We start from the raw sequence: 21861 nt of genomic DNA, 5'->3' as shown, positions 1-21861 counted from the left end.
CCGTGTCAAGTAGTCTCGCCTCGTGGCGACGCGCGGCACGTCCTCGAGGACCAGGCTCTCCCCCGAGCAGCGGCGCGACCAGCTGCTCACGCTGGGCGCGCAGCTCTTCGCGACCCAGCCGTACGAGGACGTGCACATCGAGCGCGTCGCCGAGATGGCCGAGGTGTCGCGCGGCCTGCTCTACCACTACTTCCCGAACAAGCGGGCGTTCTTCGCCGCGCTGCTCGACCGGGCCGCGAGCCACCTGGCGGAGGCGACGGCGCCGGACCCCGCACTCACCCCCCGCGAGCAGCTGTACGGCGGGATCGAGAGCTACCTCGACCACTGCCGCGCCAACCGCGAGGGCATGCGCGCCATCCACCGCGGCGCGGCGAGCGCGGATCCCGACGTCGAGGCGATCATCGAGCGGTCGACGAGCCTCCACGAGCAGCGCGTTCTCGACGTCCTCGAGCCTGACGGCCGTCCGCACGCGCTGCTCACGATCGCCGTACGCAGCTGGATCCCGCTGCTCCGCGCGGCGGCCCATGCCTGGCTGGAGGCCGCCGAGGCGACCCCGCCCGCTCCCCGCGACGAGGTCCGCGACCTGTGCGCCGGCGCGCTCGTCGGTGCGCTCGTCGCACTGCCGGCGGCCGCGCGACCGGCACGGCTGGACGACCTCCTCTCGTCGAGCGACTAGACCACCCAGCGCTTCGCTCACGCCGCGGGCGCGCCCCGTCGCACCCGCATCCAGTGGTGCCCGTAGCCCTCCAGCGCCAGCTCCACCGCACCGTCCGGAGCGACCTCCGTCTCCTCGTGCGCGACGAGGTCCTCCAGCCACACGGGCTCGTCCCCGGCGAGATCCTCGGGGTCCATCGGGATCCGGACCGTGACCGGGTCCGCGGACAGGTTGTGCACGGCCACCACGGTCGATCCCTCCCAGTGGCACCGGTGCGCCATCACCGCTCTGCTCGGCGCGGCGAGGACCCGGAAGTCGCCCCACCCGAGCTCTGGGCACTCGCGATAGGTCTGCACGAGGGCGCGCATGAAGTTCCACAGGGAGTCGGGGTCGCGCTTCTGGTCCGCGACGTTGACGTGCTCAGGACCGTAGCCGTCCGGGACCAGCCGCTGGATCAGTCGGCGCGGCGGCGCGGTCGAGAACCCCCCGTTGCGCGTGGGCTCCCACTGCATGGGCGTCCGGACGGCCATCCGTCCCTCGGCCTCGAGGTCCTCGCCCATGCCGATCTCCTCGCCGTAGTACAGCGTCGGGGTCCCCGGGAGGCTGAAGAGGAGGCTGTAGACCATGCGGATCCGGCGCGGGTCGCCGCCCATCATCGTCGGCAGGCGGCGTTTGAGGCCGCGCCCGTAGATCTGCATCGCGGGCTCGGGTCCGAACGCGGCGAACACGTCGGCCCGCTCCTGGTCGGACAGCTTGTCGAGGATCAGCTCGTCGTGGTTGCGCACGAAGGTCGCCCACTGGCAGTCCGGGTGGATCCTCGGCCGCGCCTTCAGAGCCTTGGCGAGCGGGCGGGCGTCCTCCCGCGCCAGCGCGAGGTAGAGCGCCTCCATGCCGATGAAGTCGAACATCATGGTGAGCTCGTCGCCGTCGGAGCCGCCGAAGTAGGCGCGCTGCTCCTTGTGCGGCAGGTTGACCTCGCCGAGCAGGATCGCGTCGCCGCGGCGCCTTCCGAGGAACGACCGCAGCGCCTTCAGGTACTCGTGCGGGTCCCCCGGCACGTCGTCCCCGTCGGTGTCCACGTCGGCGATGAGGAACGGTACGGCGTCCACGCGGAAGCCCGCCAGCCCGACCTGCAGCCAGAACCCGATCGACTTCGCGATGTGCTCGCGGACCTTCGGGTTGGCGAAGTTGAGGTCCGGCTGGTGGGAGTAGAAGTGGTGCAGGTACCACTCGCCGGTGCGCTCGTCGTACGCCCAGATGCTGTCCTCCTTGTCCGGGAAGACCACCTTGTCCGAGGTGTCCGGGGGCGGGTCCGAGCGCCAGACGTAGAAGTCGCGGTACGGGTTGGTCGTGCTGCGCCGCGCCGCCTTGAACCACGGGTGCTCCGCCGAGGTGTGGTTCACGACGAGGTCGGCGATGACCCGGATGCCGCGGTCGTCCGCCGCGCGCACCAGCTCGACCAGGTCGCCGTGCGTGCCGAGCCTCCCGTCCACGCCGAAGAGGTCGGTCACGTCGTAGCCGTCGTCGCGGTCTGGCGTCGGGTAGAACGGCATCAGCCACAGGCAGGTGACGCCGAGCTCGGCGAGGTAGTCGATGCGCTGGGTCAGACCGACGAGGTCGCCGACCCCGTCGCCGTCGGAGTCGAAGTACGTCTCGACGTCCACGCAGTAGATCACCGCGTTCTTCCACCAGAGGTCTCCGGTGCTGACGCTGCGCGCCATGGGTCACGCCTCCTTCAGGTCCGGCAGCACGTGCTCGCCGAACGCGTCGATGAACCGCTCCTGCGACTGCCCCACGTGGTGGAGGTAGATCTCGTCGAAGCCCAGCTCCGCGTACGAGGCGAGACGGTCGCGGTGCCACCCGAGGTCGGACGAGACGTCGACGACGGTGCGCACCTTCTCCACCGAGACGTCGGCCGAGACCGCGTCGAACGCCTCGGCGGTCTCCAGGTCCCACGAGATCGGCTCGCCGAAGACGTTGCTGCGCCACTGCTCGTGGGCGACCTGCTCGGCCTCCTCCTCGGTCGGCGCCCAGGACAGGTGGACCTGGAGCGCCAGCGCTCCGACCCCGCCGGCACCGCGGTAGGCGTCGACCCGCTCCCGCAGGGCGTCGAGCGGCTGGTTCACCGTCACCATCCCCTCGCCCCAGGCGGCGACACGGGCGGCGCTGTCCAACGACACGGCGGGTCCGACGAGTCGCGGCCGCGGGTCCGGTACCTCCCAGAGCCGCGCACGGTCGACCGTCACGAGGCCGTCGTGGCTGACCTCCTCGCCGTCGAGCAGCCGACGGATAATCCCGACGCACTCTTCGAGCCGCTGGGTCCGCACCTCCTTGCGCGGCCACCCGTCACCGGTGATGTGCTCGTTGCTCGCCTCGCCGCTGCCCAGCGCCACCCAGAAGCGGCCGGGGAACATCGAGCCGAGCGTGGCCACGGCCTGCGCGACGACGGCCGGGTGGTAGCGCTGTCCCGGCGCGTTGACCGCGCCGAACGTGAGGTCGGTCGTCGCCATCGCCGCACCGAGCCAGGCCCAGGCGAACGCGGAGTGTCCCTGCCGGTGGCTCCACGGCGAGAAGTGGTCCGAGCACATCGCCGCCTCGAAGCCCGCCCGCTCGGCGTGCTGGACGTCGGCGAGCAGCTGCTGCGGCGCGATCTGTTCGTGGCTGGCGTGGAGGCCGTAGCGGGTCATACGCCTCACACAACCGGATCGCGCGCGGGCGCGCAGACCGCCGCTAGGCGGAGGGCTTCAGGCGGTAGTCCACGAGCAGGCTCCCGGTCGGCGTCCCGACCACCCGCTCCAGCTCCCACCGCTGGCGGTCGGCGAGGCCGTCCCAGAGCCGCCGACCGTCCCCCACGGCCACCGGCGCGACCACGAGGCGGAGCCGGTCGACGAGTCCCGCGGCGAGCAGCGACGAGGCGAGCGTGAGGCTGCCGTGCACGCCGATCTCGCCGCCGGGCTGCTGCTTGAGGTCGCGCACGAAGTCCTCGAACGACCCGTCGACCACCGTCGTCGCCTGCCACTCCGGCTCGAACGGGTGCGACGTCGCGACGTACTTCCGCACCCCGTTGATGAAGCTCGCGAACGGCTCGAGGTCGGAGCCGGTCCAGTCCTCGACCCACTGGTCATACATCCGTCGGCCGAGCAGGACCGCGTCCTGCGTCCCGATCACCGCGGCAAGGTTGGCGTACATGACGTCGTCGAAGTCGAGGACGAACCGGTCGGGCGACTCGGCCACGCCGTCGAGCGACACGAGCATGTAGGCGACGACGTCACGCATGGGCGGCTCCGTTCGTGGGATTCGGTACGCCGGGTGGACCGCGCCGCAGGACGGAACTCATCGCGCGACCGGGACGAGGCGCTCGGTGAGGTACGCGATGATCGCGTCCCGCGCCTCGACCGTCGGGTGCCCTTCCTCGTCGACGAGGTGCGCGGTCACGACGCTGTGCGGAGTCCCGACGACGTCGCGGAAGAACGGCGGCGGCTCGGGGTTCGCGACGTCACCGTCGAGCACGCGCCCGTCGAACCGCTCCCCGAGCAGCCGGGCGTACGCCGCGAAGCGCTGCCCCGTGCACCAACGGTCGCCCGCGAAGCGCAGCCCGAGCGCGCGCAGGTCGTCGCGTGCGAAGCGCTCGCGCACCGCCTCCGCGTCCTCTGGCGTCATCTCGAGACCCGCCGGGTCGTCGAGCGGCAGCGACGGCTGGCTGAGGACGGGGGCGACGACGGACGGCTCGAGCGTCATCGTGAGCGCGAAGTTGCCGGTGAAGCACATCCCGACGGCGCCGACACCGGGCCCGCCGCACTCGTCGTGGGCGAGCCGCGCGAGCGCGCGGAGCCAGGTCACCACCGGGCTGGTGCCGCCGCCGGCGAACGCGCGGAACTCGGCGCTCACGCAGGCCCGCTTCATCACCGCCGTGCCCTCGTCGGCCCGGGGGTACGCCCCGTCGACGCCGAACAAGGACGGGACGTAGACGGTGAAGCCGGCGTCGCGGACCCACCGCGCGAAGCGCAGCACGTCCGGGCTGATCCCCGGCATCTCGGGCATCACGACGACCGCCGGCCCGCTGCCGGCGACGTGCACGAGCTTCTCGGTCCCCTCGGCCGCGAAACGGCGGTGCTCGAAGTCCTCGAGCGGGTCGCCATCCACGTCGTGCATCGTCATCAGGTCTCCTCGGTCGGGCGGACACCCCATCGTCGCCGCGCCGCGCGGCGTCTCGAAGCGGCGAGATCGCCACGATCAGAGGTAATCTCGCCACCTCGGCAGAGAGGATCCCCGTGACAGAAGAGCCCTTGCGCGTCGGCGTGCTCGCCTATCCCGGATGCTTCGCGTCGGAGGTCTTCGGCGTCCTGGACCTGCTCACGATCGGCGGCCACGTGTCCCGGGCGGAGGGCATCGGCACGGCCCCGTTCGCCACGTCGGTGATGTCGCCGAGGCGGCGCGTCCTCGCCACCGGCGACGTCCCGATCGGGGTGCGCCCGATGCGCGAGGTCGACGTGCTCGTCGTACCCGGCTTCGAGCTCGTGCCCTCGGTCGACCTCGACGCGAGGCTCGCCGGCGTCAGGCCCGAGGTCGCCGCGATCACCGCGCACGCCGAGAGCGGACGGGCGGTGGTCTCGATCTGCGTCGGGGCGTTCCTCCTCGGCGCCGCCGGACTGCTCGACGGCCGACGGGCGACGACCTCCTGGCTGTTCGCCAACGCGCTCGCGCGACGCTTCCCCGGCTCCACCGTGACGCCGGAGGCCCTCGTCGTCAACGACGCGGGAGTCACCACGACCGCCGGGTTCTCCGCCATGTACGACTTCGTCCTCGATCTCGTCGGGCGCCACTGCGGACCGTCCGCGGCGCGGCGCACGGCCCGGATCGCCCTGGTCGACGACGCGCGCTCGAGCCAGGCGCCGTACGTGGACGAGCGGATGCTCCCGACCACGGGCAGCACCTTCTCCGCCCGGGTGGAGCGCTGGCTCGACCAGCACCTCGACGAGCGGTACGACCTGTCGGCCCTGGCCGACGCCTTCCACACGAGCACCCGGACGATGCTCCGGCGCTACAAGGCCGACACCGGGGACACGCCGCTCGGCTACCTCCAGCGGGCGCGCGTACGCCGGGCCCAGCACCTGCTCGCCCGGACGGACCGGACCGCCCAGCAGGTCGCGCGCGACGTCGGCTACCGCGACGCGGCGACGTTCTCCCGGCTGTTCGTCCGCCACGTCGGGCTCGGCCCGACCGCGTACCGCGCGACGTTCAGCGGCGGACCACCCGGCGCTCGAGCCCCGCGATCACGGTAGGCAGGTCGGCGTCGACGACGAGCGCGTCGACGAGGTCCCGGCTCATGTAGGCATGTCCAGCGATGCGGTCGAGCATGGCGACCAGCGGGTCCCAGAAGCCGCCGGGGTTCAGCAGCCCGAGCGGCTTGGCGTGCAGGCCGAGCGTCTGCCAGGTCCACACCTCGAACATCTCCTCCAGCGTGCCCAGCCCGCCGGGGAGCACCAGGAACGCGTCGGCGCGCTCGGTCATCATCGCCTTGCGCTCGTGCATCGTCCCGACGACCTTCATCTCCAGCCCGGGCTCATCCGTGCGGCCCCACTCGCGCTGGACCATGAAGGACGGGATCACGCCGTACACCTGTCCACGGTAGTCCAGCGCCCCGCGCGAGACCGCACCCATGAGACCGCTGCCACCCCCGCCGTACACGAGCTCGATGTCGCGCTCGGCGATCTGGGCGCCCACCTCGTACGCCATCTCCAGCAGCGCGGGGTCGTTGCCGTCGCGCGAGGCGAGGAAGACGGCGAGGCTGCGGATCGGCTGGTCGGAGGGTGAGCGGCGCATGCCCGGATCGTACGGCGCGCGCCGGCGGGCCTGACCCTCGGTGACCGTACGGTGACGCCATGGGGGAACGGACGCAGGACTGGTCGACCGCCCGGCCCGCGCGAGCGGTCCACGTCGCGACGGCGGCCGTGCTGCTCGCCTTCGTGGTGCTGTTCGCGACGGCGCAGCTGGTGGGGCCGCTCGCTCTCGCGCCGCTGGTGCTCGCCGCGGTCGCGCTCGCGGTGACGGTCGTCGTGTGGCGGCGGACCGACCCACCCAACCCGTCGTACGGGGTGGTCGCGGTGGTCCTCGCGGCCGGGCTCGTCGCCTCGATCGTCTACCTGATGGCCCTGCCCGACGACGGCGCCGACATCCCGCTGGGCGGCGTGGGCGCGATGGTCGTGTGCCTGGGCGGCGTCGGGTTCGCCGGGTTCCTCACGCGCGACCGCTGACGGCCGCCCCGCGCGGGAGCCCGGGGCCTGCCAGAGTGATCCCATGTCGACGGCGCTCGTCATGCTCCTGGGGCTGGTCGGCCTCGTGGTCGGGGCCGAGCTGCTCGTCCGCGGCGGCGCCGGCATCGCCACCCGGCTCGGGATCACGCCGATCACCGTCGGCCTGACCGTCGTCGCCCTCGGGACGAGCATGCCCGAGCTCGCGGTCGGCATCGACGCGGCGCGACGCGACAGCGCGGGCCTCGCCGTCGGCAACATCGTCGGCACGAACCTCGTCAACCTGCTCCTGATCCTCGGCCTCAGCGCGGCGATCCGGCCGATCTCCCTCGCGTCGAGGACGCTGCGCTTCGACCTCCCCTCGATGACGGCTGCCGCCGTGCTGGTGTTCGTGATGGGGCGCGACGGCACGCTGTCGACGTTCGAGGGAGCGGTGCTCGTCGCGCTCGGCATCGCCTACACGTACGGCGTGCTCCGTGCCGGGCGCGCTGACGCCGCGGAGGCCGGTGGCGCCGAGGCCGGTGCCGTGTCGCCCGGCGACAACCGTGCCGGCGGCGACCGTGCCGGCGACGACCGTGCCGCCGTCCCGAGGCCCGGTGGAGCGGTCCGCGACGCGGCGGCCCTCGTCGGCGGTCTCGTGATCATCGTCGTCGGCGCCGACCTGCTCGTCCGCGGAGCGGTCGACGCCGCGTCCGCGCTCGGGGTGAGCGACGCGGTGATCGGCCTGACCGTCGTCGCCATCGGGACGTCGGCTCCCGAGCTCGTGACCACGGTGATCTCGACGATCCGCGGCGATCGCGACCTCGCCCTCGGCAACCTCCTCGGGTCGAGCGTCTACAACCTCGTCTTCATCCTCGGGGCGACGGTGATCGTCGCCCCGGGCACCGTGCGGGTTCCCGACGAGGTCCTCGCAGCGGACCTCGTGCTGATGGCCGTGGTGGCGCTCGCCTGCGTCCCGGTGTTCCTCACCGGACGCCGCATCAACCGGTGGGAGGGCGGGGCGTTCGTCGCCGCGTACGGGGTGTACCTCGCCTGGTTGGTCACGGCCCGCGCGTGAGCCGGACCGGATCCCCGTCGTCTGCCGTTCATGCAAGGACCACGCCCCTCGGACGATCCGATCCTAGGCTCGCACCTATGGCTCAGGACTCCGCCGCGGCCGTGCCTTCGGCCGCCGGCGACCCGCTGGACCGGCAGCTGCTCGACGCCAAGTTCCGCATCCCAGAGCCTCGGGCGGGATCGGTCAGCCGAGCACGCCTCGTCGACCGCGCTCGCGACAGCGGCGCACGTGCGGTCGGCGTCACCGCACCGGCCGGCTACGGCAAGTCGACCCTCCTCGCCCAGTGGGCCGCGACCGAGGAGCGACCCGTCGCGTGGGTCTCGCTCGACCGCTTCGACGACGACCCGGCCGTGCTGCTCGCCGTGCTGGCGTCGGCGTACGCTCAGATCTTCCCCGAGCGGGCCGAGCTCGTCACCGCCGCACACGGCGTCGGGCTCTCTCCGCTCGGTCGTACGGCGCCCCGGCTCGCGACGTTCCTCCGGACCAGTCCTCGCCCCTTCGTCCTCGTCGTCGACGACCTCCACGAGCTGCGCTCGGCCGCCAGCCACGACGTCCTGGGCGTCGTGGTCTCCGGCGTGCCCGAGGGTTCGCAGCTGGTCGCGGCGAGCCGGTCGGAGCAGCCGCACCTGGCGCGACTGCGCGCGGCGGGGAGCGCGACGGAGATCGCCAGCGCCGATCTCGCTCTCGATGCGGCCGGGGCTGCGGCGATCTTCGCCGAGGCTCGCGTGCCCGCGACCCCGGAAGAGCTCGCCGTCGTCACCGACCGGACCGAGGGCTGGCCCGTCGGTCTCTATCTCGCCGCCCTGATCGCGGGGACCCGAGAGGGCGACGTGGCTTCGATCTCGGGCGACGACCGGTTCGTCGCCGACTACCTGTACGGGGAGTCGCTGAGCCCGCTCCCGGAGGCGACGCAACGCTTCCTCCGCCGCACGGCCGTGCTGGACCAGCTGAGCGGGCCGTTGTGCGACGCGCTCCTGGAGTCCGCGGACGGGCAGGAGCAGCTGCAGCGGCTGGAGGCGACGAACGCCTTCCTCGTCCCCATGGACCGGCGCCGCTCCTGGTACCGCTACCACGCGCTCTTCCGGGAGTTCCTGCTCGGCGAGCTCCGTCGTGTCGAGCCGAAGGAGATCGACAAGCTGCACCTGCGAGCGGCCGACTGGTACGAGTCGGCCGGGTCGACCGCGCTCGCGCTCGAGCACCTCCTCAACACCTCCGAGCGGGACCGCTGCGTCCAGCTGGCCGCCCAGCTCACCTTCGCGACGTACGAGGCCGGCAACATCTCCACGGTCCAGCGCTGGCTGAGCACCCTCGGCGACGGCGCGGTCGCGGCGTACCCTCCGCTCGCCGTCCTCGCCGGCTGGGTCTCGGCCGTGAGCGGCAACGCGGTCGACGCGCTGCGCTGGGCGTCGGTCGTCGACGCGGCGTCGTACGACCAGGCGCCCGTCGACGGGACGGCCTCGTTCGCGTCCGGTCGGGCGATGCTGCGTGCCGTGATGTGTCCCGACGGCCCGGAGCGGATGATGGAGGACGCGCTGGTGGCCGTGGCCGAGGAGCCCGCCTGGAGCCCGTGGCGCGACACCGCGCTCTGCCTCCAGGCCGAGGCGCACCTGCTGGCCGGCGACGCGGAGCAGGCGCGCACGCTGCTCTCCGAGGCGTCGTCGATCGCCGTCGCGCACTCGAACTCCGACGGGGTGGTCGTCTGCGAGGCGGAGCTCGCATTCCTCGCCATGGACCGCGGGCGCTGGGACGAGGCGGCCGAGCACGTCGCTACGGCGATGACGAGCCTCGAGGAACACCGGATGCACGGCTACGCGACCTCCGTGCTGGCCGTCGTCGCGGACGCGCGGCTCGCGCTGCACGGTGGCGAGCTCAAGCGTGCCGACCGCTCCTTCACGCAGGCCATGCGGTCGCGCCCGATGTGCACCGTCGCCCTGCCGATCGTCGCGGTCCGGGTCCGCCTGGGGCTCGCGAAGATCGCCTGGAGCCGGGGCGAGCACGCGAGCACCCGACACCTCCTGCGCGAGATCGACGACCTCATGCTCCGCCGCCCGCACCTCGGCGCGCTCGGCGACGAGGTCACCGCTCTGCGGGAGATGGTCGACGCGAACGCCGCCGCCACGGTCCCCGGGAGCGTCCCGCTCACCCCGGCGGAGCTGCGGTTGCTGCCCTACCTGCAGACGCACCTCACCATCGGGGAGATCGGCGAGCGCCTCTTCATCTCCCGCAACACCGTTCGGACGGAGGTCGCGTCGATCTACCGGAAGCTCGGCGTGTCCTCACGCAGCGAAGCCGTGGACCGGGCGACCGGCCTCGGACTCCTCGGCGCCTGACGCGCGCTCGCTCAGGCCGGCCACTCCCCGAGCGCGGCCTCGAGGTCGTAGCCCAGGGCGACCGCGACGTGCGGCGCAGCCGCGACAGCGCGAGGGAGGCCGGCGACGGCCGCGACGGCGAACACGACGTCGACGATCTCCGCCGCGCTCGCGCCCGCGGACACGGCGGCCTCGACCTGGGCCTCGTACGACGGCGACGCTCCGCCGACGGCGACGAGCGCCCCGATGCGCACCAGCGCCAGCGTGCGCGCATCCAGGACAGGGTCGAGCAGCGTGGTCCGGCCCGAGACGCCAGACCCCGCGGCCAGGGCCGCGTCGTTCAGTGCGAGGCGCCGCAGCCGGTCGGTGTAGTCCACGGTCCCCCTCCTTCGCGCAGGACACCAGTCAGCCACGAGGTCGCCCCGGGCACATCACGCAGATGTGGTGATCGTCGACGACGGCGGTTCATGCCATCTGTACGACGACGGTCGTCCCCGGGGACGTCGATGATCGTCGAAGACGAGAGCTCTCGGGCCTATCAGGAAGGAAACCGCCATGGCCGGACAGTCTGCTGCGCACTACGGCGACGCACGCGAGGAGGTGTCGACGGCAGGAGCCTGGGCGACGGGCTTCATCCTCTTCGCCGGCGTGATGATGATCATGATCGGCGTGTTCCATGCCATCGCGGGGCTGGTCGCGCTGATCGACGACGAGTTCTACGTGACGACTCCGAACTACATTCTCCAGTTCGACACGACGACGTGGGGGTGGATCCACCTCATCGTCGGTGTCGTCGTCGCCCTCGCGGGCTTCGCCGTGATCGCCGGGCAGACCTGGGGGCGGGTCGTGGGCATCGTGCTCGCCGTGATCAGCGCGATCGCCAACTTCGCGTTCCTCCCGTACTACCCGTTCTGGTCGACGCTGATCATCGCGCTGGACGTCTTCGTGATCTGGGCGCTGGCGGTGCACGGACGCGACTACGCCTACGGGCGCTGAGCCGTCAGCCACAGCCTCACCCTCCACGAGTGAGGTCTTCGGGCCCCCAGGTGAGGGAGGGTGAGGCATGGCTGCATGGATCGCGACCGCGTTGTACCTGGCTGACCTGGCGATCAAGGTGATCGCGCTCGGGGTCGTACCCCGCAACCGGCGACCGTCGAGCGGAATGGCGTGGCTGCTGCTCATCCTCATCATCCCGTTCGGCGGCATCCTCTTGTTCCTGATGCTGGGTCGGACCTCGCTCGGCCGGCGGCGCCACGCGCAGCAGGCCGAGGTCAACGCCGAGGTCGCCGAACGGACGGCGCCGGTGCCGACGCTCGGGACCGACTTCGACGGACCTGCGTACGTCCAGTCGGCCGCGACCCTCAACCGCAACCTCGGCGCGCTCCCGGCGATGCCCGGCAACGCGATCGCGCTCTACCCGGGCTACGCCGACAGCATCGCGGCGATGACGGCCGAGATCGAGCGTGCACAGTCGTTCGTGCACGTGGAGTTCTACATCAGCGCCTGGGACGACGTGACCGCACCGTTCTTCGATGCCCTCGTCCGGGCGAAGGGCCGCGGCGTGACGGTGCGGATGCTGTTCGACCACCTGGGCTCGCGCGGGATCCCCGGCTATCAGGAGTTCCTCACCAGGCTGGAGGCGGCCGGCATCGACGCCCACGCGATGCTGCCGATCCATCCGCTCAAGGGTCAGTGGCGCCGACCGGACCTGCGCAACCACCGCAAGATCCTGGTCGTCGACGGCGGTGTCGCCTTCACCGGCTCGCAGAACCTCACCGAGCCCGGCTACAACAAGCCCAAGAACCACAAGGCCGGCCGCGAGTGGGTCGAGCTGATGGCGCGGGTCGAGGGGCCGGTCGCGACCGCGCTCAACGTGCTGTTCGCGACCGACTGGTACAGCGAGACGGGCGAGAAGCTCGAGGACGAGATCGGGGTGGTGGCCCCGCCGTCTGGCGAGGTCGAGGCCCAGGTCATCCCGAGCGGCCCCGGCTTCGCCACCGAGAACAACCTCCGCCTGTTCACGACGCTGATCTACTCCGCCCAGAAGCGCCTGTCGATCACGAGCCCGTACTTCGTCCCCGACGAGTCGCTGCTGTACGCCGTCACCACCGCGGCGCAGCGGGGCGTCGAGGTCGAGCTGTTCGTGAGCGAGCAGGGCGACCAGTTCATGGTGTTCCACGCCCAGCGGTCGTACTACGAGGCGCTGCTGCGCGCCGGCGTGCGGATCTACTTCTACCCGGCGCCGTGGATCCTGCACGCGAAGTTCTTCAGCGTCGACGACGACGTGGCGGTCCTCGGGTCCAGCAACATGGACATGCGCTCGTTCGCGCTGAACTACGAGGTGTCGCTGATGATGCTGGGCCCCGACATCGTGGCGAAGGTCCGCGACGTCGAGGACGAGTACCGCCGCGTGTCCAAGGAGCTCACGCTCGACGACTGGCTGGCACGCGGGCGCGGCTCGGCCTACATCGACAACGTGATGCGCCTGACCGCGGCGCTCCAGTGACCCGCTGACGACCGGCTGCCGGCCCCATCCCGCCATTCCGCGCCCGCGGCGGTGAGCTGGGTCCCACCTGCGCACTCCGCGATGGGACCAGGCTCACCGCCGGACTGGAGAGCGGTGGGCGTCACGCGTCCTCAGCCGCGACCCTCCCCGCGTCGATCGCGTCCCGGAGCGCGGCGTGGTCGCGCTCGTTCTGGTCGGCGTAGGCCTCCGCGAAGTCGGCGAGCGCCCGGTCGAAACGGTCGTTGCTGCCGAGGTAGCCGCCGATCTCGGCCGCGTCGCCGGACCTCGCGTGGGCCCGCGCCAGCGTCGCCCCGCACACCTCGGCGTACGCCACCATGGTCGCCGCCGACATCACGTCGACGAGCGCGGAGCCCTTGCCGTCCCAGAGCTGGCGCACGTAGAAGTCGCGTGTCGTCCCGTCGATCCCGTCCGTGCGGATCCATCCGAGCAGCACGTCGCTCGCCGGCTGCATCAACCGCTGCCCCTCGACGACCCGCTGACCGTGGTTGCGGTGGACGCTGTGCGGCAGGTGCGCCTCGAGGACGGACGGCTGCGCCTCCTTGAGCTGCAGGAAGAGCGGGTCGTAGGCGTCGTTGCCCAGCAGGAGGGCGATCCAGGCCCGAGTCCCGACGCTCCCGACGCCGCCCACCTTGCGCGCCGCCTCGACGAACCGGAAGCCGCTGAGCAGGTGTCGGTGGGCAGCCGGCAGGCTCCGGCCGTACGCCTGCAGCTGGGCGTCGATCGACGTCTCCAGCCGGTGCTGCTCCCGGTCGGAGAGCAGGTCCCGCAGCGGGACCACGAGCGGTGGCCTGCTGGTGATGCGCGGGCTGCCGTCGACGACCTCGACGAGCTTGCTGTACGCCTTCACGCTGTCCTTGGCCCGTGCCTTCGCGACGTTGCGCCGCATCCGCTTCGCCTCGTCCGGAGTGAGCCGATCCTCGGCCTGCCGCTCCATCTCGTCGACGTCCGCGCGGGCGTACCAGACGTCGAGCCGGCGGGTCTTCCCGAGATCGCGCATCGACGTCCGGTACGAGGCGACGGCGGACCGGACCACCGCCTCGCGCTGCTTGGGCGTGAACCCGCGTTCGCGACCGGCGATGGCGAAGCTCGCCGCGAGCCGCTTCACGTCCCACTCGAAGGGACCCGGCAGCGTCTCGTCGAAGTCGTTGATGCTGAAGATCAGGCGGCGGTCGGGGGCTGCGAAGGTGCCGAAGTTCGACAGGTGCGCGTCACCGCACAGCTGGACGTTCAGCCCGCTGTGCGGGACGCTCGCCAGGTCCTGCGCCATCAGCGCCGCGGCGCCGCGGTAGAAGGCGAACGCCGACCGTGCCATCCGGCCGTACCGGATCGGCACCAGCTCGGCCACCCGGTCGGCGGCCTGCTCCTCGAGGACCGTCAGGGGGTCCCGGCGGTGCGGGTCCGGCACCCATCCGGCGTGCGAGGACCGTGGGACGCTGTCGCGCACCGCCTTGCCTCGCGCGGCGCGGTCGTCGACCGTCGGGATCTCGTGGGCGTCCATCCCCCGATGTCACCTCAACCTCGGGTTGAGCGCATCACTCCTGCGGTGTGAGGTCAGTCGTCGTCATCGTCGTCGTCGAGGCCGACCAGCCATTCCTTCGCGTCGTCGACGTCGTCGGTCTCGAACACCTTGATGTCACCGGGCACCATCCATCCGAACGCCTTGACGCTGTTCTCCAGCCAGTCGGCGTCGGAGACGATCGCGACCCGCTTCCACCCCTTGATGTGGCGGGCCCACAGCTTGGTGTCCGCCCAGACCGCGCCCGGCGCGTACGAGGTGAAGTCCTCGCCGAGGACGTACAGCAGCCGCACGTCTCCGCGTTCGAGCGCCGCGCTGACGGCGGGGACGAGGACGTCGCGGTAGTCCTCCTCGGTCACCTTCCCCACCGCCTCGACCCCGATGGTCCCGGGCGGCATGTCGTCGATGAGCCTGATCATGGGGGCCTCTTCTCTCAGTCGGTCAGGGACTCGAGGGCGACGACGAGCGCGAGCACGAGCGCGACGTCCTCGCCCTCCTCGATCTCGACGCCGTAGGTGTCGCGGACGCGGAACCACCGCTTCGAGATGCGGGCGACGGTGTCGCCGTCGCGCTCGATCTCGTACTCGTGGTCGACCACGTTGCCGTGCGCCTTGAGGCCGGGGCCTCCGTCCACGTCGATCGCGAACCGGTCGCGGATGCCCACCAGGGCCTTGTGCACGGTGGCGAGCGTCCGGCCGTCGCGCTCGACCGCCACCTTGTCGCGAACGCTCAGCTTGCGCTCCTGGATCGTCGCGACCTCCCGCCCGGACAGGTCCTCGAGCACGAAGGTCGACCTGACCCGGAGCGCCTTGCCGTCCACGCGGAACGCGCGTTCGCCGGCCTCGTCCTCGATCCAGAAGTCGTCGCCGATCGAGGCGAGCTTCTCCCGCATGCGGAACCGCCGTCCGCCCTCGCCGTCGTCGTCTCGTCGTCCGCGCAGGATGCCCATGGCCCGTCCTCTCGTCGTCAGCAGGTCGACTCGACGTCGTCGACCAGGGCCTCGACGTCGGTCCCGAAGGTGGACAGCGCGGTGCCGGCCGCGGACACCGTCGTCGCCGTCGCGTCGGCGACGGCGGCCTCGACGCTCGCCTTGAGGGCGTCGAAGCTGCTCTCGACCGCGGACAGCGGCGCGGAGAACTCGGACTTCGCCTGGGCCTTGACGTCGGCGAGCGCGTTGCCGACCTCGGTGAGCGAGCTCTTGAGGTCCTCCAGGCTGCCCGACGCACTGAGGTCGATGTCCTTCACGTCCTCGACCGAGCCCTTGAGGCTGGAGACCGAGTCGCAGATGGCGGCCTCGCCGTCGCCATCCTCGCTGCAGGCCGTGAGGGCCGCGGCCACGAACAGGATCGGCACGACCAGGGCGGCGACGCGTCTCATCGGGCACTCCTTCGTTCGGCGGTCCGGCCCGAGCGGTGGTCCTCGGACTCCTCAGGCTCCCGCCGCACGCGCCCGCTGTCGTCGTACACAACGCGTGATTCGCCGGTGCGGCTACGGCTGCAGCGCCACCCAGGTGGGCGCCGAGGTCGCGAACCGGCTGAGGCGGCGCCCCAGCTCGTAATCCGCACCGAGCTCGAGGGTCTCGATCGTGGAGGAGTCCTCGTCGCTCACGAGAAGGAGCCCGTCGGCGACCGCGAAGTGCCGCGGCCACCGACCGCCGGTCGGCACCTCGGCGACCTGCGCCAACGCCGGCGTGCCCGGGTCGAAGACCGCGACGGTGTCGGGGCCGCGGTTCGAGACGAGGACGAGGTCATCGTGCACCGTGAGCTGGGCCGGCAGCGCGCGCTCGGCGCGGGTCGTGCTCGGCACCTCCGCGAGCACGACGGCCTCGTCGGCGTCCCCGAGCCCGACCTGCAGCAGGGTCGCCGACAGCTCCCCCAGCACCAGGGCGGTGGCACCGTCGGGATGCGTCACGATCTGCCGGGGGCCGGTGCCGGGCGGCAGGCGCCACGTGTGCTCGGTGCGGAGCTCGCCGCGGTCCGAGATCGCCAGCGAGGTCAGTCGGTCGGAGCCCAGGTCGACGCAGATCAGCAGGCCACCGAGCACGTCGGTGGCGATCATGTGCGGGTGCGCCTGCTCCTGTCGGTCGGCGACCGGTCCGCTGCCGACCATCGCCAACGTGTCCACCCTCGCGTGCGGCGTGCCGTCGGGTCCGAGCTCGACGAGCGAGACGCTGCCTCCGGTGTAGTCCGCCGTGAGGAGCCACCGCCCGTCTGCGGTGACCGCGGCGTGGCACGGGCTGCCGCCCGTCGGCGCCGTACCGAGCGGGCGCAGCCCCCCGGCGTCGTCGACGACGACCGCGGTGATGCCACCCTCCGCGGTCTCGTTGGTCGCGTACGCCACCGGGAGCGACGGGTGCCAGACGACGCACGACGGAGACTCCATCGCGAGAACGTCCAGCGGCTCGAGGTCACCCCCGGGACGCACCCGTACCGACTGCAGGCCAGGGGCGCCCTGGGTGGTGTAGCAGCCGACGAGCGCCAGCCGCCCGGCGCTCATGCGGTCACCGCCGTGGTGTCGATCTCCGTCACGGACGGGACCCTACCGCGCCGACGTCGTCTCCGGTGCCCGTCGCGCGGTCGTACGACGGGCGTTGAGGACCGCGCACCCCAGCAGGAGGACGGCGGTGAACAGCCCGACCACGTGGAGCGCGTCGGTCGCCGCGACCGCGATCGCGTCGAAGGCCGCCTCCTGCTGCGGCGAGCCCTGCGCGGCGGCGCGCGTCTCCGCCATGGTCCCGGTCGCACCCGCGAGCCCGAGGTCGGACGCGAGGGGGCGCAGCGCCAAGGCGTACACGGCGGTGGCGAGGCTCCCGACCGCCGCGAACCCGAGCGAGGAACCGAGGTGGTTGCTGGTCTCCGCGAGCGCGGCCGCCCGACCGGCGGCCGACGGCGGTGCGGTGGAGATGATGCGGGTCGTCGCGAACGCGAACAGCGGCCCGCACCCGAAGGCGACGACGGCGATGCCGACCAGCACCGGCGCGTACCCGGTCCCCTCGGACACGGTCAGCTGCAGGAGTGCTCCGAGCGCCGAGACGACGAGGCCGGCTGGGACCAGCCGGTCGGGGTCGATGCGCTGGGCGAGGACCGGGGCGAGATACGTGCCCGCGCCGATGCCGAGGCCCATGGGCATGAACGCGACCGCGGCGGCCAGCGGCGACAGGCCGACGGCCGACTGGAGGTACTGGGTCACCCAGAACCCCGTGCCCGCGAGCACCACGGCGGCGAGGGTGAGGCTGCCGACCGCCACGACGATCGCCGGCTCGCGGAGCAGGGCGATGTCGAGGAACGGATCGGCGAGGCGGCGCTGGCGGCGGACGAACACGACACCGGCACCGACCGCGACCACCACCGCTGCGATGGCGGCCGCGAGCGGCGTCGCGGCACCGGGGATGCACGCCTTGATCGCGGTGAACAGCGCGAGCAGGACGGCCATGAGGAGTCCCGCGCTCAGCAGGTCGACGCGCGGAGCCCGGTCCGAGGGCCGCGACTCGGGCAGCAGCCGCGGGCCGAGCACGAGCACGACCACGGCGACCGGGACCGACAGCAGGAAGACCGAGCCCCACCAGAACCAGTGCAGCAGGAGACCGCCGACGACGGGACCCAGCGACGCGAACGCGAACTGGCAGGTCGCCCAGGTGGCGATCGCCTTCGTGCGCGCGGCGTCGTCAGGGAACACCTCGCCGATCAGCGCGAGCGTCGACGGCATCAGGGTCGCACCGGCCACGCCTTGGAGGACGCGGGCGAGCAGGAGCATCTCGGGAGTCGTGGAGTACGCGGCGAGCAGCGATGCAGCGAGGAACCCGGCGCACCCGAGGAGCAGCAGCCGGCGCCGCCCGACGCGGTCGCCGACCGCTCCGGCCACGATCGCGAGCACGCCTACCACGAGGCCGTACACGTCGGTGATCCAGAGCTGCTGCGTCGCCGACGCCCCGAGATCGGCGGTGAGCTCGGGGACGGCGAGGAACAGCACGTTGATGTCCACGGCGACGACGGCCGTCGGCAGGAGGAGGAGCAGGAGGCTCAGCTTCGGTGAAGTCATGCCCGTAGGTCGTCGCGGGACCGCGCTTATCGACAGGCTCGCCGGAACTCGGCAAAGTTTCTCGTGCTGTGGTGTCGTACCAGCGAGGACGGTGACGACCACCGGGTGGCACTCACCCCGGGTGCCCCAGTCCAGAGGAGGACCCGTGAAGTACCTGATCCTGATGCACATCGACCCCGCCGTCCTGGAGAGCCTCACCGAGGAGCAGCAGCAGCAGATCGGCGAGGGCCACGGCCAGTTCATGGCCACCACCAAGGAGAACGGCGAGTTCATCTCCACCCAGGCGCTCGGTGATCCCAGCACGTCCAAGGTCGTCCGCAGCAACGGTGGCGGTCCGGAGGTCACCGACGGTCCGTTCGTCGAGGCGAAGGAGTTCATGGGCGGCTTCTACCTCCTCGACGTGGAGGACGAGGCGCGCATCGTCGAGCTCGCCAAGCTCATCCCGGACGCGAGCATCCCTGGCCTCGCGGTCGAGATCCGTCCCGTCGTGTTCTCGGACCTGGGCGACGGGTGACCGGTCCCGGCCCCGCCGGCGAGGGCCTGTGGCGCGACCTCGCGCCGCAGACCCTCGCCAGGCTGCTGCGGACCTACGGCAGCAGCCAGTTCGACCTGTGCGAGGACGCCGTGCAGGAGGCGCTCCTCGACGCGCACGTCCGGTGGGCCACCGACCCTCCCGACGACCCCCAGGCCTGGCTCGCGACGACGGCACGGCGCCGGTACGCCGATCGCGTCCGCAGCGACAAGCGACGGCGCGACCGGGAGGGCCGGGTCGCGCTGCTCGAGGAGCCGCTGCGGCACGAAGGCGTGCCGAGCGACGACGCCCTCCTCCTGCTCGAGCTGTGCTGCCACCCTGCGCTCTCACGGTCCGCGCAGGTCGCGCTGACGCTGCGGGCCGTCGCCGGCCTGACGACGGAGCAGATCGCCAACGCCTACCAGCTGCCCGAGGCGACCATCGCGCAGCGCATCACCCGCGCCAAGCGCCGCGTCGCCGAGCTCGGTGGCGGTTTCACGCGTCCGGGCGACGTCGCCGAGCGTCTCGCTCCCGTGCTGGACGTCCTCTACGTGATGTTCACCGAGGCGCACCACACGACGAGGGGCGCGCCAGCCCAGAACACCGACCTCGCGCGGGAGGCGATCCACCTCGCGCGGCTGCTCCGTGAGGCGGCACCCGACTCGACCGAGGTCGCCGGGCTCCTCGCCCTGATGCTGCTCACCGAGGCGCGTCACCCGGCACGGGTCGGGCCGCACGGTCGGCTCGTCCCCCTGGACGAGCAGGACCGGAGCCTCTGGGACCGGGCGATGGTCGACGAGGGTCTCGCCCTGCTCGACCACGTCGTCCCGGGCGCCGAGGCAGGGCCGTACCTGCTGCAGGCCTGCATCGCCGGGGTCCACGCGCACGCGCCCAGCACCGAGACGACCGACTGGGACGAGATCCACGCGCTCTACACCGTGCTCGAGCACCGCACGGCCGGTCGCAACCCGATGATCTCCTTGAACCGGGTCGTGGCGCTCGGGATGGTGCAGGGCCCCGACGACGCGCTCGCGGCGCTCGACGCGCTGGAGGCGGACCACCCGCGCCTCGGCCGGGTCGACGCGGTCCGCGCTCACCTCCTCGAACGGGCCGGACGCGCCGACGACGCGGCTGCGGCGTACCGCCGGGCGATCGTCGCGACGGTCAACGTCGCGGAGCAGCGCCACCTCCAGGACCGGCTCCGGGCGCTCGGCATACCGCCGCCCGACCGGGGAACGGAGGACCCATGAGCGACCCGCTCGAGGTCTACCGACGCAAGCGCGACTTCACGCGCACCCCCGAACCCTCGGGAGGCCTCGCTCCCGAGGGCGACGCGCCGCGCTTCGTGGTGCAGCGGCACCGGGCGAGCCGGCTCCACTACGACCTGCGGTTCGAGATCGACGGCGTCCTCGTCAGCTGGGCCGTCCCGAAGGGCCCGACGCTCGACCCCCGCACGAGGCGGCTCGCGATGCACGTCGAGGACCACCCCGTCGAGTACCTCTTCTTCGAGGGCGTCATCCCGTCCCGCGAGTACGGGGGTGGTGACGTCATCGTGTGGGACACCGGCACGTGGGAGCCGGTCAAGACCGACGACCCGCGTGCCGCCGTCGCGTCGGGCGAGCTGCACGCCGAGATCCACGGCCAGAAGCTGCGCGGGCGGCTCGTCCTCGTACGACGGGAGGACGGCGACGGCGAGGACGCCTGGATGCTGCTGCACAAGCGGGACGACCACGCCGTCGAGGGCTGGGACCCCGAGGAGCATCCCCGGTCGGTGCTCAGCGGACGGACGAACGACGAGGTCAAGGCCGACCCGTACTTCCTCTGGCGGTCCGACCTCCCCGCGGCCGAGGCGAGCGTGTCCCTGCTGCCGGAGCCGCTCTCCGACGAGGCGATCGACGCGCTCGAGGCACTCGGCAAGCAGGGCACGTGGGACGTCTTCGGCCGGAGCCTCAAGGTCACCAACCTCGACAAGGTGCTGTTCCCGGGCGATCCGCCGGTCACCAAGCGCGAGCTCCTCGCGTACGCCGCACGCATCGCGCCGGTCGCCCTCCCCTATCTCGAAGGTCGGGCGATCAACCTGCACCGCTTTCCCGACGGCGCGGAGAAGAAGGGCTTCTGGCACAAGCAGCGGCCCACCCACGCGCCCGACTGGCTCGGTTCGTGGGACAACGCGGAGGCCGACGAGGGCGAGACGACGACGTACGTCGTCCCCGACGAGCCGGCGGCGCTCGTGTGGGCCGCGAACTTCGGAGCGCTCGAGTGGCACCCGTGGACGTCGCGGACCGACGCGCCGCACGAGCCGACGTACGCCCTCTTCGACCTCGACCCCGGTGAGACGACGTCGTGGGACGACCTGCTCGTGCTCGCCCGCCTGCACCGTACGGCGCTGGAGCACCTCGGCGTGACCGGGCGGCCGAAGGTGACCGGGCGGAGAGGGATCCAGATCTGGGTGCCGATCGTCCCTGGCTACACGTTCGACGACACCCGCGCCTGGGTGGAGAAGGTCTCGAAGACGGTCGGACGCGTCGTGCCGGAGCTGGTGAGCTGGAAGTGGGGCGTGAAGGAGCGCGGGGGGCTCGCGCGGCTCGACTACACCCAGAACGCGATCAACAAGACGCTCGTCGCGCCGTACTCGCCGCGGCCTGCCTCCGGCGCACCCGTGTCCGTGCCGCTCACCTGGGACGAGCTCGACGACCCCGACCTGCGCCCCGACCGCTGGACGATCCGCACGGTGCTCGACCGGCTGGAGGAGAAGGGCGACCCGTTCCGCGTGCTGCTCGGCGCCGCGCAGGAGCTCCCGGAGGTCCGCTGAGCCGGGAGCAGCAACAAGGCCCGACCCGCGTGCGCGGATCGGGCCTCTGTCGTGGTAGCGGGGACAGGATTTGAACCTGTGACCTCTGGGTTATGAGCCCAGCGAGCTACCGAGCTGCTCCACCCCGCGTCGGTAGGAACGACCCTATCGGACGCGCCGCCCGACCCCCGCACGGGGGTTCCCGG

The 21861-nt window shown here is 72.1% G+C and carries 22 protein-coding genes and 1 tRNA gene; 10 read left to right on the top strand and 13 right to left on the bottom strand.

The features are described from left to right. Nucleotides 1-22 precede the first annotated feature (22 nt). Nucleotides 23-676 carry a TetR/AcrR family transcriptional regulator gene (locus ACQSSQ_RS05390; protein ID WP_431326007.1) on the top strand — a complete coding sequence of 218 codons (654 nt, stop codon included), beginning with the start codon at nt 23-25 and terminating at the stop codon, nt 674-676. Between the two features lie 17 nt (nt 677-693). Here the strand turns inward: ACQSSQ_RS05390 and ACQSSQ_RS05385 are convergent, their stop codons facing one another. From ACQSSQ_RS05385 to ACQSSQ_RS05370, 4 genes are read right to left on the bottom strand one after another with little or no spacing between them, the layout of a single operon-like run. Then, a complete protein-coding gene (locus ACQSSQ_RS05385; RefSeq protein WP_431326006.1) occupies nt 694-2376 on the bottom strand; it encodes an alpha-amylase family protein in 1683 nt (560 codons plus the stop codon). A gap of 3 nt (nt 2377-2379) precedes the next feature. Continuing rightward, on the bottom strand, nt 2380-3342 hold the full coding sequence (locus ACQSSQ_RS05380) for a TIGR03885 family FMN-dependent LLM class oxidoreductase (RefSeq protein ID WP_431326005.1): 963 nt from the start codon (nt 3340-3342) through the stop codon (nt 2380-2382). A 43-nt stretch (nt 3343-3385) separates the two neighbouring features. Then, complete coding sequence (locus ACQSSQ_RS05375) at nt 3386-3931, bottom strand: dihydrofolate reductase family protein (protein ID WP_431326004.1); 546 nt, start codon at nt 3929-3931, stop codon at nt 3386-3388. A 57-nt stretch (nt 3932-3988) separates the two neighbouring features. Continuing rightward, nucleotides 3989-4813, bottom strand: coding sequence for a dienelactone hydrolase family protein (locus ACQSSQ_RS05370; protein ID WP_431326003.1), 825 nt, complete (start codon nt 4811-4813; stop codon nt 3989-3991). A gap of 113 nt (nt 4814-4926) precedes the next feature. On the opposite strand from ACQSSQ_RS05370, the gene ACQSSQ_RS05365 reads away from it, so the two are divergent. Beyond that, entirely contained in the window at nt 4927-5937 is a 1011-nt protein-coding gene (locus tag ACQSSQ_RS05365) for a GlxA family transcriptional regulator (protein WP_431326002.1), read from the top strand. Here the strand turns inward: ACQSSQ_RS05365 and ACQSSQ_RS05360 are convergent. Next, nucleotides 5894-6478, bottom strand: coding sequence for an LOG family protein (locus ACQSSQ_RS05360; RefSeq protein ID WP_431326001.1), 585 nt, complete (start codon nt 6476-6478; stop codon nt 5894-5896). The two genes, ACQSSQ_RS05365 and ACQSSQ_RS05360, sit on opposite strands and share 44 nt — an antisense overlap. 59 nt (nt 6479-6537) lie before the next feature. Between ACQSSQ_RS05360 and ACQSSQ_RS05355 the strand changes: the two genes are divergently transcribed. From ACQSSQ_RS05355 to ACQSSQ_RS05345, 3 genes are all read left to right on the top strand, one after another. Then, nucleotides 6538-6909, top strand: a complete 372-nt coding sequence (locus ACQSSQ_RS05355) for a hypothetical protein (RefSeq protein ID WP_431326000.1) — start codon at nt 6538-6540, stop codon at nt 6907-6909. Between the two features lie 43 nt (nt 6910-6952). Then, a complete protein-coding gene (locus ACQSSQ_RS05350; RefSeq protein WP_431325999.1) occupies nt 6953-7963 on the top strand; it encodes a calcium/sodium antiporter in 1011 nt (336 codons plus the stop codon). A 77-nt stretch (nt 7964-8040) separates the two neighbouring features. Continuing rightward, on the top strand, nt 8041-10293 hold the full coding sequence (locus tag ACQSSQ_RS05345) for a winged helix-turn-helix domain-containing protein (RefSeq protein WP_431325998.1): 2253 nt from the start codon (nt 8041-8043) through the stop codon (nt 10291-10293). 11 nt (nt 10294-10304) lie between these two features. On the opposite strand, the gene ACQSSQ_RS05340 is transcribed toward ACQSSQ_RS05345, so the two are convergent. Continuing rightward, nucleotides 10305-10649 (bottom strand): carboxymuconolactone decarboxylase family protein, encoded by a 345-nt coding sequence (locus ACQSSQ_RS05340; RefSeq protein WP_431325997.1) that lies wholly within the window; start codon nt 10647-10649, stop codon nt 10305-10307. Nucleotides 10650-10827: 178 nt separating this feature from the next. Here ACQSSQ_RS05340 and ACQSSQ_RS05335 point away from each other — a divergent pair, with 178 nt between their 5' ends. Continuing rightward, nucleotides 10828-11268: a DUF7144 family membrane protein gene (locus tag ACQSSQ_RS05335; RefSeq protein ID WP_431325996.1), complete on the top strand. Its 441-nt coding sequence runs from the start codon at nt 10828-10830 to the stop codon at nt 11266-11268. 67 nt (nt 11269-11335) lie between these two features. Continuing rightward, a complete protein-coding gene (gene cls / locus ACQSSQ_RS05330; protein ID WP_431325995.1) occupies nt 11336-12778 on the top strand; it encodes a cardiolipin synthase in 1443 nt (480 codons plus the stop codon). A 121-nt stretch (nt 12779-12899) separates the two neighbouring features. Here cls and ACQSSQ_RS05325 read toward each other — a convergent pair whose 3' ends face one another. From ACQSSQ_RS05325 to ACQSSQ_RS05300, 6 genes are all read right to left on the bottom strand, one after another. Further along, a complete protein-coding gene (locus ACQSSQ_RS05325) occupies nt 12900-14297 on the bottom strand; it encodes a DUF2252 domain-containing protein (RefSeq protein ID WP_431325994.1) in 1398 nt (465 codons plus the stop codon). Nucleotides 14298-14350: 53 nt separating this feature from the next. After that, nucleotides 14351-14734 (bottom strand): SpoIIAA family protein, encoded by a 384-nt coding sequence (locus ACQSSQ_RS05320; RefSeq protein ID WP_431325993.1) that lies wholly within the window; start codon nt 14732-14734, stop codon nt 14351-14353. Between the two features lie 14 nt (nt 14735-14748). Beyond that, entirely contained in the window at nt 14749-15264 is a 516-nt protein-coding gene (locus tag ACQSSQ_RS05315; protein ID WP_431325992.1) for an LURP-one-related/scramblase family protein, read from the bottom strand. A gap of 17 nt (nt 15265-15281) precedes the next feature. Further along, nucleotides 15282-15692, bottom strand: a complete 411-nt coding sequence (locus ACQSSQ_RS05310; protein ID WP_431325991.1) for a hypothetical protein — start codon at nt 15690-15692, stop codon at nt 15282-15284. A gap of 111 nt (nt 15693-15803) precedes the next feature. Next, complete coding sequence (locus tag ACQSSQ_RS05305) at nt 15804-16811, bottom strand: lactonase family protein (protein ID WP_431325990.1); 1008 nt, start codon at nt 16809-16811, stop codon at nt 15804-15806. 42 nt (nt 16812-16853) lie between these two features. Beyond that, nucleotides 16854-18353: an MFS transporter gene (locus ACQSSQ_RS05300; RefSeq protein WP_431325989.1), complete on the bottom strand. Its 1500-nt coding sequence runs from the start codon at nt 18351-18353 to the stop codon at nt 16854-16856. A 145-nt stretch (nt 18354-18498) separates the two neighbouring features. Between ACQSSQ_RS05300 and ACQSSQ_RS05295 the strand changes: the two genes are divergently transcribed. From ACQSSQ_RS05295 to ACQSSQ_RS05285, 3 genes are read left to right on the top strand one after another with little or no spacing between them, the layout of a single operon-like run. Further along, entirely contained in the window at nt 18499-18867 is a 369-nt protein-coding gene (locus ACQSSQ_RS05295) for a YciI family protein (protein ID WP_431325988.1), read from the top strand. Then, on the top strand, nt 18864-20114 hold the full coding sequence (locus tag ACQSSQ_RS05290) for an RNA polymerase sigma factor (protein WP_431325987.1): 1251 nt from the start codon (nt 18864-18866) through the stop codon (nt 20112-20114). The genes ACQSSQ_RS05295 and ACQSSQ_RS05290 overlap by 4 nt, the downstream gene beginning before the upstream one ends. Then, complete coding sequence (locus tag ACQSSQ_RS05285) at nt 20111-21676, top strand: DNA polymerase domain-containing protein (RefSeq protein WP_431325986.1); 1566 nt, start codon at nt 20111-20113, stop codon at nt 21674-21676. Before ACQSSQ_RS05290 ends, ACQSSQ_RS05285 begins: the two co-directional genes overlap by 4 nt. Before the next feature lie 52 nt (nt 21677-21728). On the opposite strand, the gene ACQSSQ_RS05280 is transcribed toward ACQSSQ_RS05285, so the two are convergent. Continuing rightward, nucleotides 21729-21805: transfer RNA gene (locus ACQSSQ_RS05280), tRNA-Met, on the bottom strand. Nucleotides 21806-21861 lie beyond the last annotated feature (56 nt).

The organism is Mumia spirodelae (assembly GCF_050632745.1).
In the GTDB taxonomy this organism is placed as follows: domain Bacteria; phylum Actinomycetota; class Actinomycetes; order Propionibacteriales; family Nocardioidaceae; genus Mumia.
Note: the sequence above shows the minus strand (reverse complement) of the source record. Positions and strands in the feature narration are given on the sequence as shown.

What these genes read in the sequence shown, in the direction of transcription:
- ACQSSQ_RS05310 (WP_431325991.1), bottom strand. Translation starts at nt 15,692, where the DNA reads ATGAGACGCGTCGCCGCCCTGGTCGTGCCGATCCTGTTCGTGGCCGCG.
- ACQSSQ_RS05300 (WP_431325989.1), bottom strand. Translation starts at nt 18,353, where the DNA reads ATGACTTCACCGAAGCTGAGCCTCCTGCTCCTCCTCCTGCCGACGGCC.
- ACQSSQ_RS05345 (WP_431325998.1), top strand. Translation starts at nt 8,041, where the DNA reads ATGGCTCAGGACTCCGCCGCGGCCGTGCCTTCGGCCGCCGGCGACCCG.
- ACQSSQ_RS05370 (WP_431326003.1), bottom strand. Translation starts at nt 4,813, where the DNA reads ATGACGATGCACGACGTGGATGGCGACCCGCTCGAGGACTTCGAGCAC.
- ACQSSQ_RS05320 (WP_431325993.1), bottom strand. Translation starts at nt 14,734, where the DNA reads ATGATCAGGCTCATCGACGACATGCCGCCCGGGACCATCGGGGTCGAG.
- ACQSSQ_RS05315 (WP_431325992.1), bottom strand. Translation starts at nt 15,264, where the DNA reads ATGGGCATCCTGCGCGGACGACGAGACGACGACGGCGAGGGCGGACGG.
- ACQSSQ_RS05355 (WP_431326000.1), top strand. Translation starts at nt 6,538, where the DNA reads ATGGGGGAACGGACGCAGGACTGGTCGACCGCCCGGCCCGCGCGAGCG.
- ACQSSQ_RS05380 (WP_431326005.1), bottom strand. Translation starts at nt 3,342, where the DNA reads ATGACCCGCTACGGCCTCCACGCCAGCCACGAACAGATCGCGCCGCAG.
- ACQSSQ_RS05360 (WP_431326001.1), bottom strand. Translation starts at nt 6,478, where the DNA reads ATGCGCCGCTCACCCTCCGACCAGCCGATCCGCAGCCTCGCCGTCTTC.
- ACQSSQ_RS05335 (WP_431325996.1), top strand. Translation starts at nt 10,828, where the DNA reads ATGGCCGGACAGTCTGCTGCGCACTACGGCGACGCACGCGAGGAGGTG.
- cls (WP_431325995.1), top strand. Translation starts at nt 11,336, where the DNA reads ATGGCTGCATGGATCGCGACCGCGTTGTACCTGGCTGACCTGGCGATC.
- ACQSSQ_RS05385 (WP_431326006.1), bottom strand. Translation starts at nt 2,376, where the DNA reads ATGGCGCGCAGCGTCAGCACCGGAGACCTCTGGTGGAAGAACGCGGTG.
- ACQSSQ_RS05325 (WP_431325994.1), bottom strand. Translation starts at nt 14,297, where the DNA reads ATGGACGCCCACGAGATCCCGACGGTCGACGACCGCGCCGCGCGAGGC.
- ACQSSQ_RS05375 (WP_431326004.1), bottom strand. Translation starts at nt 3,931, where the DNA reads ATGCGTGACGTCGTCGCCTACATGCTCGTGTCGCTCGACGGCGTGGCC.
- ACQSSQ_RS05285 (WP_431325986.1), top strand. Translation starts at nt 20,111, where the DNA reads ATGAGCGACCCGCTCGAGGTCTACCGACGCAAGCGCGACTTCACGCGC.
- ACQSSQ_RS05305 (WP_431325990.1), bottom strand. Translation starts at nt 16,811, where the DNA reads ATGAGCGCCGGGCGGCTGGCGCTCGTCGGCTGCTACACCACCCAGGGC.
- ACQSSQ_RS05350 (WP_431325999.1), top strand. Translation starts at nt 6,953, where the DNA reads ATGTCGACGGCGCTCGTCATGCTCCTGGGGCTGGTCGGCCTCGTGGTC.